At 36.0% G+C, this 11490-nt stretch carries 9 protein-coding genes; 7 read left to right on the top strand and 2 right to left on the bottom strand.

Features of this window, described 5'->3' with window-relative positions; translation table 11 throughout:
* Positions 1–60: 60 nt before the first annotated feature.
* The 3 genes from FOT98_RS00115 (at position 61) to FOT98_RS00105 (ending at position 2232) form a co-directional block, all read left to right on the top strand.
* On the top strand, positions 61–531 hold the full coding sequence (locus tag FOT98_RS00115) for a hypothetical protein (RefSeq protein WP_063261384.1): 471 nt from the start codon (positions 61–63) through the stop codon (positions 529–531).
* Between the two features lie 20 nt (positions 532–551).
* Positions 552–875 (top strand): PepSY domain-containing protein, encoded by a 324-nt coding sequence (locus tag FOT98_RS00110; RefSeq protein WP_063261383.1) that lies wholly within the window; start codon positions 552–554, stop codon positions 873–875.
* Positions 876–1572: 697 nt separating this feature from the next.
* Positions 1573–2232, top strand: coding sequence for a protein kinase family protein (locus tag FOT98_RS00105; protein WP_063261382.1), 660 nt, complete (start codon positions 1573–1575; stop codon positions 2230–2232).
* 353 nt (positions 2233–2585) lie between these two features.
* Here the strand turns inward: FOT98_RS00105 and FOT98_RS00100 are convergent, their stop codons facing one another.
* Complete coding sequence (locus FOT98_RS00100) at positions 2586–2963, bottom strand: hypothetical protein (protein ID WP_063261381.1); 378 nt, start codon at positions 2961–2963, stop codon at positions 2586–2588.
* Positions 2964–3333: 370 nt separating this feature from the next.
* On the opposite strand from FOT98_RS00100, the gene FOT98_RS32175 reads away from it, so the two are divergent.
* Together FOT98_RS32175 and FOT98_RS00095 are read left to right on the top strand one after the other, a co-directional pair.
* Entirely contained in the window at positions 3334–3495 is a 162-nt protein-coding gene (locus FOT98_RS32175) for a hypothetical protein (protein ID WP_029442740.1), read from the top strand.
* Positions 3496–3792: 297 nt separating this feature from the next.
* Complete coding sequence (locus FOT98_RS00095; protein WP_144290917.1) at positions 3793–4179, top strand: DUF1259 domain-containing protein; 387 nt, start codon at positions 3793–3795, stop codon at positions 4177–4179.
* A 342-nt stretch (positions 4180–4521) separates the two neighbouring features.
* On the opposite strand, the gene FOT98_RS00090 is transcribed toward FOT98_RS00095, so the two are convergent.
* Positions 4522–5115, bottom strand: a complete 594-nt coding sequence (locus FOT98_RS00090; protein ID WP_063261379.1) for a hypothetical protein — start codon at positions 5113–5115, stop codon at positions 4522–4524.
* Positions 5116–5655: 540 nt separating this feature from the next.
* On the opposite strand from FOT98_RS00090, the gene FOT98_RS00085 reads away from it, so the two are divergent.
* Both FOT98_RS00085 and cypD read left to right on the top strand, forming a co-directional pair.
* On the top strand, positions 5656–7134 hold the full coding sequence (locus FOT98_RS00085) for a DHA2 family efflux MFS transporter permease subunit (protein ID WP_063260490.1): 1479 nt from the start codon (positions 5656–5658) through the stop codon (positions 7132–7134).
* 647 nt (positions 7135–7781) lie between these two features.
* Positions 7782–10979, top strand: coding sequence for a bifunctional P-450/NADPH--P450 reductase (cypD, locus tag FOT98_RS00080; protein ID WP_063259534.1), 3198 nt, complete (start codon positions 7782–7784; stop codon positions 10977–10979).
* Positions 10980–11490 lie beyond the last annotated feature (511 nt).

Raw genomic sequence — 11490 nt, 5'->3', positions numbered from 1 at the left:
ATGTTTGTTCAGTAATATAAAGGCAAGGATAAGGTGCACATGTAAAGGGAGGAAAACAGAATGGGAAAATGGATGTTGATTGGAGCAATGTCTTGTTTATTCTTAACAGCTTGTTCTACTCAAGCTGATAAAAATACAGAAGTACAACAACTGAAAGTGGAAAATGATACATTGCAAAAAGAAAGTTCTCAACTACAACAAGAACCACACAAAACAGTGCCTGCTACGAATGATACGAAGCAAATACAAGATTTCAAAAACGAAGTCACAGCTATCGTTGAAAAGGCAAATAACACGAAACCAGTTGGAGCAAAAGAAGAAAACTTAAATACGTACTTTGCAGCAAAAAAAGAAATTGATCAATTGGATGACAAGATAGATCTATCCGATAATCAGCTTGAAGCAGATTATCGCGCTGGAACGATAACGATTGAACAATATAAAGCGCAAGAAAGAGAACACGATATACTGGAAGATCAATTAGAGCAAGCAGAAAATGCGCTGGAAGCAAGATTTGGAATAGATGATTAATCATGAAGGAGTGGATGAAAATGTTAAAACATAAAAAGAAAATAATGATAAGTGTAATTGCTATTTTAGTAAGTGGTATTGCTATTGTTGGTGGATATTATGGTATGGGTTACAACTATGCCAAAAAGAATGAAAACTATACAGAGAAACAAGTTCGTGAAATTTCTTTAGCGCATACAAAGGGAGAAATTATGAATGTGAAAAAAGAATTCGAATTAGAAGATGACAACTTAGCACAATCTACATTTGAATATGAAGTGGAAATTAAGACACCTGATAATCTGTTAAATAGTTTAAAAGTTAGTGCTAGAACAGGTACAATAGAAATCGATAAAGAAGATTGAAAAAATATAGATAAATAAAATATCACGTATTTGAAAAAATCCAATACACTGCCTATATGGGTAGCTTATTTACACGATTCTTGTTATCGGTAGCGAAGAAAAAGACGAACCCCAAATTTTACAAGGGAATCGTCTTTTTTATTCTATGGATCCATGCATTTTCTTATACATTTCTATCCTGCTGTGGTTTTAGGTTTCTTGTCTATTATTGGATTAACCGAAAAACTGTATAAAATCTTGTATACTCTTAGCTTGGTTTTTTCCGAAATACTGGCGGTACTCCATACCCATCAAGTTAAAAGTTCATACCACCCCCAGAACGATAAGTTTGTATTTTGTACAGCACCGAGGCTCATTCTGTCTTGCTGATTCAGATGAAAAGTTAGGTTATGCTTATGCGATGGACAAACATGGATTTGGCATGGCCAATGAACGAAGAGAACTTGCACTAATAAAAGCTCTTATACGGTTGTCTCTGAAAAAATGAAAATACGTAAATAGTTGGAAATATTTTTATGTTGTAAGGCTTTTAGTTATGAATAGTGGAATAAATATTAAGTATTCAACAGTTCAAATAAAACGAGTCATCTTTTTATTTTAAGAAAAAAGATGACTCGTTTTATGCTAAAATTCACTTAGTGTATATTTTCGTTAAAATGTGGGTGGGCCCCCTTTTAGCAAAACCGGAGTGGAAATGATGAGTATAAACAGTTTTGTGGGATTGATAAAAGAAGACTTATTAAAAGAGGTAAGCATAAGAAGTGAGGATGAATTCGAGCCTGTAGTAGTTAAAGATATTCCTAGACTTTGGAAGTGTTTAGGGATAGGTAATTATGCTGCAGTATTTATGCACAAAGAGTACAAAGATTGGGTAGTGAAAGTTTACGCACGAGAAGGAGAAGGAATTGAAAAAGAGTCGGAAGTATACCGAAGAATCGGAGACCATCCTTCTTATTCGAAGCTTATATATAAAGGAGAAAATTTCATAGTATTGAAACGTTTAAAAGAAATTACTTTATACGATGCTATTCATAAGGGGATTAAAATTCCTAAGCAGGTAATCCTTGATATCAATGAAGCTTTAGAGTATGCAAGGGAACAAGGATTAACCCCTTGTGACGTTCACGGGAAAAATGTGATGATGGAAAACGGAAGAGGATATGTAGTCGATGTATCTGATTTCTTAAAAACAAAAGAAGATAGTAAGTGGAGAGACCTAGAAAAGGCATATTTTATATTTTATTTTCCATTCATTTATAAATTTCCTTTCCCTATTAAAATACCATATTGGATGTTAAACATTGTTAGACGTTCGTATAGAAAATATAAGAAGTTTAAAAAGAAATTCAAATTGTAAAAGGGCCACATACTTATCTTTAGGTTAGATAAGTGAACGACTAGTAAACAAAAGGACCGTACATTTTAGATATGTCTATTATGTACGGTCCTAATTTTATAGCCTCATGAAGTAATCAGTAAGCTTTACATTTTCTTTTTCACGCAATTACTTATTTTTCCTCTATCTTTTCAATTCTTCTTTTAAGAGAAGCAATGAAGGCATCGTGATTGTTCTCGTTTTGTTTAAACCTAGGGTCCACAAATACTTTTTCTTGTTGATTTCGCAAGAATTGATGCGTTCTTTGAGCTCTGTATGGTTATACAGTGTGGTTTTACTAAGTAGGATTCTTTTTGCCACACTCCAGAAGTTAATTATATTTTTCGACGTACGAAATAAAAAGCTAAGGACCCCATAATTACAGGTACAACGAAATCAAAGAAATGGGAAACATTAAATGGAAAAAGAAAAAGAAATGGTATAAGTGTATAGATAACTGCTTGTCCTATAAATATAGGAATTCCAAATTTAAATTCTCTACATCGCTTGATTTTCCTGTATAGCACTTCTCCAATTAGACAAGCTACAAGAGCCGGTATACTACCATAAGTGACGATCGTTTTAATAAATCCTAATACAACGTTCGGGTGAATAAAGCTAGGATGAGAAATATATGAAATCAAGAACCATCCAAAAATAAAAGCAAACAGACTTGCAGCATAACTAATTACAAATTTTATCAACGTAATCATCCTCACAGTTTTCTAATAGTAACTCCATTGTATGACATAACGTCCTATTAACAGTAGTCAATGATGCATATAATTTTCGTTTTTGTGGGATTTGCTTTTCTTAACTTGATAACGAGGGTTGAGTCATAAAGTGTGGGAAATCTCTATACTGTTATTAACTCATTAGTTGAAGAAGAATTTGTTCTACAACTCTTAAGTTATTATAATATGAAAAATGAAATTCTCCTTCTATAATTTATTCAAATGACTCAATCTCAGCATCTTTTGAATTCCCTGAAGTGCTAAACATAAGCAAAATAATTAACTATCCCATGCAAGAAAGTTAGGTTAGTTAATCGCATATGTTTTATTGAAAGGGTGTGATTGAACTATGGAACGTCCGAATTGGGGAATTGGAGGATTAGTATTCGTTGGCTGTATGTTTCTTGGCGGAGGAGTGGGGTCTATGTTAGGTAATGCCCAAACAGGATGGTTAATAGGAATGGGAGCTGGATTTCTTGGGATGGCTTTAACGCGTCTGATTAGAAAGTAATATAACGGGATTCTGCTCCCAGTAAATAAGGAAATATGTATGTAATTCATGGCATAATAGCTTTATAAATTATAGTTAGAACCTTCTCTTTTCTAAATTTCTCCATACATAGATATGATTCTCAAGTCAAAGGATGGCACCTTAGGGTGTTTTTTTTATGTTTTCTAAAAATGCCTTACCATATAATAGACTTCGTTAGATCCCGATAATCTTTTTTGTAATAGTATAGATTCATTACCGTTTCAGACCTAAGGATTCATTCATAACCTAACAGTAAAAGGGGGGATGATTCAAGGTATGGCATGTAATGATGAATTAATTTGTCAACAGTTTGCAAGAATTATCGGTGGCCAAGAAGGGTTCGCCGGTGGAAAATGCGTGGCAACAATAAATCGGGATGAAATACAAGCAACTATTTTAGGAAAACGTTTTAGAGTAACAAGTTCCTTCTCATTCGAATCACGAGATAATAAAACCGGACGAGCATTATGTTTAGGCCGGATAGCGCTATTGCAAAGAGAAGTCAATGGGTTTGTTGCTACAATTATTAAACAAGGAATAATCGTTTCGTCTATACACAATGAGTGGTTATGTGATGAGCCGAATTTAATTTACGTTAATATCGAAGACGTTGATGATCCGCTAAGCTTCGCAAGGAAAGTTAGAAGAGCTTTATGCAACTAACCAATTTATCCCGCTTTAATAGGCAGTAAGACCCCCACCTCAAAATGCAGCGAAGCAAAGAAGTTAGGTGGGGGTCGGGCTGCCCATTAAAGTCCGATTGGTGAGGGCTGATTAAAGTTTCACTTTATTTAGTTAAATGAGTGAGTATGTTGGTGAGAATATTTTAGATTGTTGACTCGTTTTATAAAGTAAAAGAAGACGTTCCATAATTGGAATGTCTTTTCTTGATGTTTTTATAATTTGGAAAACGAGGAAACGAACTTGGAGGAAGTATGTTTGAGGAGATTAAAAGGAAATGGTTTTTAAGTCTTGGCTATGGATCTATCCTCCCGTTCTAATGAACTAAAAGAAGAACTTTCCCATACCGATTAGACTACTAAGCATTCCGATTCCATTCATGGTGCCTTTTCCTACTGTCAGTAAGTTTCCAAGCATTCCTGGCTGACCGTTATTTCCCCATCCCATAGGACTTACCTGTCCTCCCCATCCTGGAGGGTTTCCTAAAATACCCCAGTTATTATTGGTATTAAAATTAAAAGCTTTAGCTGGTGGCGATAGTAAAGCGGCGAGATGACCTTGTGCGAACATCCCTGCATGATTGAATGGTTGGGCCCAGGGTAAGGGAGGTTTTTGAAAATTACCTACATGGCCTTGTAATGGCGTCCAATTAGCGGGATGTCCTTGTGGCATCATCCCTGCATAATGGATTGGCTGACCTAAAGAGAAGGGAGGAGTTTGAGGATTGAAACCCGTATAATAGGCTGGCGAATCCCAACCAAATGGATAGCCTCGACAACTCCAATTCTCAGGAATCTTCAAATCATTCATTCCCTCAGCCTTAGTGATTTGGGGCTGTAAATATAATGATGACATTGCAATTTGGTTCGTATATTGCTCACTGTTGCCCTCTGAATTCAAATACCAATATTGGTACATAAGTTTATTCCCCTCACTTTAAAAATGTAATGTTAGACTTAGCCTATGTAATATTCCTTTTTAAGGATGGTTACATAACTAGATTTACAAGCCTGTATTTAAAGGAATGGGTGTATGGTCTTGTTGATTTATCCCGCTTTAATGGGCAGTAAGACCCCCACCTCAAAATGCAGCGAAAGCAAAGAATTTAGGTGGGGGTCGGGCTGCCCATAAAAGTCCGATTGGTGAGGGCTGATAATCGGTGGGGGATGAAGAAAACCCCCACTGATTAAAGTTTCACTTTATCTCACTATTTGTGGGCAAGAAGACAACTCCACCTCAAAATGTAACCTAATTTAATTTCGGTTAACAAACGCGTTTATGAACGTTTGATCAATAAAAAAGATTTTCAGATGTAACGTTGAGCAAGTAGAATTGCTAAAAAGAGAATATCCATTCGAAGAGTTTGGCAAAATACTGCAAGGACAATGTATTCTTGTGCAGATATACAAACGATTTAAACGCATCAATGAAATTTATAATGAAGGGGCAAATAAATATATGAGTGAAACATTACATAAAAGACAACCACCATATTTAATGCTTGTAATCCTTTTTATTGGCGCATTTGTTTCATTTCTAAATAACTCGCTTTTAAATGTAGCCTTGCCATCAATAATGAAGGATTTAGACATTAAAGATTATTCAACGATCCAGTGGCTGTCTACAGGGTATATGCTTGTAAGTGGTATATTAATTCCGGCATCAGCATTTTTAATAACCCGCTTCTCCAATAGGAGCTTATTTATTACATCTATGATGATTTTTATTTTTGGTACGGCCTTAGCAGCTTTAGCACCGAACTTTGGTTTATTACTTACCGGCCGGATGGTTCAAGCAGCAGGTTCTTCAGTCATGGGGCCTTTGTTAATGAATATTATGCTAGTAAGCTTTCCAAGAGAAAAAAGGGGAACAGCAATGGGGATTTTTGGATTAGTTATGATTACAGCTCCCGCAATTGGACCGACACTATCAGGTTATATTGTAGAGTATTATGACTGGCGCTTGCTTTTTGAAATGATATTACCATTAGCAATCATTAGCTTACTGTTAGGGATTTGGAAATCGGAGAATGTCATGAAACAAAACAAAAATGCAAAACTTGATTATCTCTCATTACTATTATCTTCTATCGGTTTTGGTGGTTTGTTATATGGATTCAGTTCTGCAAGCTCCGATGGTTGGACGAATAAAGTTGTTTTAACAACCTTAAGCATAGGCGCTATTGCTCTAATTGCTTTCATTATCCGCCAATTAAAAATGAATGAACCGTTATTGGATTTACGTGTTTACAAGTACCCAATGTTTGCACTTGCGTCTGTAATTGCAATTGTGAACGCAGTGGCCATGTTTTCGGGGATGATTTTAACACCAGCTTATGTACAAAACGTCCGTGGTATTTCACCGCTGAGCTCTGGGCTCATGATGCTTCCAGGTGCGGTAATAATGGGGATTATGTCACCAATTACAGGTAAACTATTTGATAAATATGGCCCGCGTATTCTTGGTATAGTAGGACTTTCTATTACAGCTGTTTCAACTTATATGCTGGCCAACCTGCAACTCGACTCTAGTCACACACATATTATTCTTATTTACACACTGCGGATGTTTGGGATGGCTATGGTGATGATGCCACTTATGACAAACGGACTTAATCAATTACCAACTCGTTTAAATCCGCATGGTACAGCTGTTAATAATACAGCTCAACAAGTGTCCGGTTCGATTGGTACTGCTATTCTTGTTACGATTATGAATTCTGTAACAAAAACAAAAGCTGAAAGTCTAATGGCGGATGTAGATCCAACAACCTTCACCGAAGCTACGAAGGCAATGTTAACTCAGAAGGCTTTATTATCCGGAATTCAATATTCATTCTATGTAGCGCTTGGCATGAATGTTGTTGCACTACTATTAGTTTTTTTCGTTAAACGTGTAGATACAAGTGCGGAAGCTGTCGAGAGGTTAAATCGGTAGAGCAAAATATAACTTTAGGTCATGATTCATATAAGTTTTTACTGTTTAGTTAGACTATGAAGAAATGCAAATTTCTGCTGCTAAGGCGCTGGTATTTAAATCTGGAAAAGAATCAGCGAAATAATTATATATAGTAAAAAGGATCTGATATTCATATCAGATCCTTTTTCATTAGCAACACAGTATACTTATTTATCGTATTTGTTTGAATTGATATGAGAAGCTACTGGTTTTCCTAATACTACAATCTTTAGCTCTCAATTTCTTATAAACATTATAATAATATACTTCATTTTCATTTAGTATTTTTTCTGCAAGTTATACATGTAATAGCAACAAACAACTTAGATTACGAACCTTATAAGCAATATCATAATCGTGAATAGTTAGGGAAAAGATAAAATAAGGTAATCAATTACATATCTTTATCCCAGGCGATTCATTGTTTATTGAATGGGATATTTTATCCCGCTTTAATGGGCAGTAAGACCCCCACCTCAAAATGCAGAGAAAGCAAAGAATTTAGGTCGGGGTTCAACTGCCCATAAAAGTCCGATTGGTTCAACTAATAATCAGTGGGGGATGAAGAAAACCCCCACTGATTAAAGTTTCACTTTATTTCATGTTTTTTTGAAAGGGTGTTTTTAATGGATAAAAAAGTATCTGCCATTCCTCAACCGAAAACATATGGATTACTGGGGAATCTCCCATTAATCGATAAAGATAAACCGACCCTATCCTTTATCAAGATAGCGGAAGAGTATGGTCCCATTTTTCAAATTCAAACTTTAAGTGATACCATCATTGTCGTTTCTGGACATGAACTGGTAGCAGAAGTCTGTGACGAAACACGATTTGATAAAAGTATAGAAGGCGCTTTAGCGAAAGTTCGCGCCTTTGCTGGAGACGGATTATTTACAAGTGAGACTCATGAGCCTAACTGGAAAAAAGCTCATAATATTTTGATGCCTACATTCAGCCAACGGGCAATGAAAGATTATCATGCTATGATGGTCGATCTTGCCGTACAACTCGTTCAAAAATGGGCACGGCTTAATCCGAATGAAAGCGTAGATGTACCGGAGGATATGACTCGCCTTACATTGGATACAATTGGTCTATGTGGTTTTAACTATCGATTTAATAGCTTTTATCGTGAGACCCCTCATCCTTTTATTACTAGCATGAGCCGTGCTCTAGATGAGGCGATGCACCAATTACAACGGCTGGATATAGAAGACAAACTCATGTGGAGAACGAAACGTCAATTTCAGCATGATATTCAATCTATGTTTTCTTTAGTAGATAATATTATTGCTGAACGTAAAAGTAGTGGAAATCAGGAAGAGAATGATTTACTTTCCCGTATGTTAAATGTGCAGGATCCGGAAACTGGTGAAAAATTAGATGATGAAAATATTCGTTTCCAAATTATCACTTTTTTAATAGCTGGGCATGAAACAACAAGTGGATTATTATCTTTTGCAATCTATTTTTTATTAAAGAATCCAGATAAATTGAAAAAAGCCTATGAAGAAGTAGATAGGGTTTTGACAGATCCTACTCCAACATACCAACAAGTTATGAAACTTAAGTATATCCGGATGATTTTAAATGAATCGCTACGTCTATGGCCTACTGCTCCAGCATTCAGTCTCTATGCAAAAGAAGATACAGTGATTGGTGGGAAATATCCAATTAAGAAAGGAGAAGATCGTATTTCTGTTCTTATTCCACAGTTACATAGGGATAAAGACGCGTGGGGAGAAAACGTGGAAGAATTCCAACCTGAACGATTTGAAGATCTGGATAAGGTTCCTCATCATGCTTATAAGCCATTTGGAAATGGTCAACGGGCATGTATCGGTATGCAGTTTGCACTTCATGAAGCCACACTTGTAATGGGCATGCTTCTTCAACATTTTGAATTCATTGATTATCAAGACTATCAGCTGGACGTAAAACAAACATTAACGTTAAAGCCTGGTGATTTTAAAATTAGGATTCTACCCCGAGATCGAACTATTAGCCATACTACTGTTCTTGCGCCTATAGAGGAGAAACTGAAAAACCATGAAACCAAGCAGCAAGTTCAGAAGACTTCTTCTATTATTGGAGCCGATAATCTTTCGTTGCTTGTTCTGTATGGCTCGGATACAGGGGTAGCAGAAGGTATTGCAAGAGAACTAGCAGATACAGCTAGTTTAGAAGGTGTTCAAACGGAAGTGGTAGCTCTTAACGATCGAATTGGAAGTCTACCGAAAGAAGGAGCGGTTCTTATTGTAACTTCTTCTTATAATGGAAAACCGCCAAGTAATGCAGGGCAGTTTGTGCAATGGTTGGAGCAATTAAAACCAGATGAGCTAAAAGGTGTTCAATACGCAGTTTTTGGTTGTGGAGATCATAATTGGGCGAGTACCTATCAACGAATTCCAAGATACATTGATGAGCAAATGGCTCAAAAAGGAGCAACAAGATTTTCTAAACGCGGGGAAGCGGATGCAAGTGGTGATTTCGAGGAACAGCTCGAGCAATGGAAACAAAGTATGTGGTCTGATGCGATGAAGGCATTTGGGTTGGAACTTAACAAAAACATGGAGAAAGAACGCAGTACATTAAGTTTACAATTTGTTAGTCGTCTTGGAGGATCTCCTCTTGCGCGAACATATGAAGCGGTTTATGCATCTATACTAGAAAATCGTGAGCTTCAATCATCTAGCAGCGAAAGAAGCACGCGACATATTGAGATATCCTTGCCAGAAGGCGCTACGTATAAAGAAGGAGACCACCTTGGGGTGCTGCCAATTAATAGTGAGAAAAATGTCAACCGAATTTTAAAACGCTTTGGATTAAACGGAAAGGATCAAGTCATATTAAGCGCAAGTGGGCGCAGTGTAAATCACATACCTTTAGACAGTCCTGTTCGTTTATATGACCTTCTTAGTTATAGTGTAGAAGTGCAAGAAGCAGCCACTCGAGCACAAATACGAGAAATGGTGACATTCACAGCATGCCCTCCTCATAAAAAAGAATTGGAATCATTATTGGAAGAGGGAGTTTATCATGAACAAATATTAAAGAAACGTATATCAATGTTGGATCTTCTTGAAAAGTATGAGGCTTGTGAAATCCGATTTGAACGCTTTTTAGAACTTCTTCCTGCGCTCAAACCGCGTTACTATTCTATTTCAAGCTCTCCACTCGTTGCACAGGATCGTCTGAGCATTACGGTTGGTGTTGTGAATGCACCTGCATGGAGTGGGGAAGGGACATATGAAGGAGTTGCTTCTAATTATTTAGCTCAGCGCCATAATAAAGATGAGATTATTTGTTTCATTCGAACGCCACAATCAAACTTTCAATTACCTGAAAATCCAGAAACACCAATTATCATGGTTGGACCAGGTACTGGAATTGCACCATTCCGTGGATTCTTGCAAGCGCGTCGTGTTCAAAAGCAAAAAGGTATGAACTTAGGAGAAGCACATCTATATTTTGGTTGTCGTCATCCTGAAAAAGATTATCTCTATCGTACAGAACTAGAAAATGATGAAAGAGATGGATTAATCTCTTTACACACAGCTTTTTCTCGCTTAGAAGGATCTCCTAAAACATATGTACAGCATTTAATAAAACAAGATAGAATCAATTTAATTTCGTTATTAGATAATGGGGCTCATCTTTATATATGTGGTGATGGAAGTAAAATGGCTCCTGACGTAGAAGACACCCTTTGTCAAGCCTATCAAGAAATTCATGAAGTCAGTGAACAAGAAGCAAGGGATTGGTTGGAACGTGTGCAAGATGAAGGACGATATGGAAAAGATGTTTGGGCTGGAATCTAAATTCTTCTTAATTAGATAAGTAATATTTCATTTACGAACTTCTTTCGACTAAGTATAACAGTAAACAAAATAAACTGTTTTATAAAAACCCTGTATTTTTTATTGAATATGGGGTTTTCTTATTTTTAAATAAAAGGGGCGTATATGTTGATTCAAAATCCAATAATCTTTATGTATTATATACACAACATGTTAGATTTGAAATACTTAATAAAAAGGGGAAACATCAGGGAGAAGTAGACTTTAATTTAAACTCAACAAAATGCGTAATTGTTGTTACTCATTCACAAGAAGTTGCAAAAAAAATCAGATCCAGCATTTTATTTAAGTAAAATGAAGTTAGTAGTAAACGAAATTTAGAATAGTTAAGAAAAAGCTATTTTTGTCCTTAATTAACATAATTTTCGAAATGTATGAATGCTAATATTTGTTATATGATATATTTATCAAATTATTATTCATGTAGTTTCTATGATGAATCTGTAAGATAGTTTAAGGGTTGAATGTGGAT

Source organism: Bacillus sp. HY001, assembly GCF_007558965.1.
Classification (GTDB): Bacteria; Bacillota; Bacilli; order Bacillales; family Bacillaceae_G; genus Bacillus_A; species Bacillus_A mobilis.
Note: the sequence above shows the minus strand (reverse complement) of the source record. Positions and strands in the feature narration are given on the sequence as shown.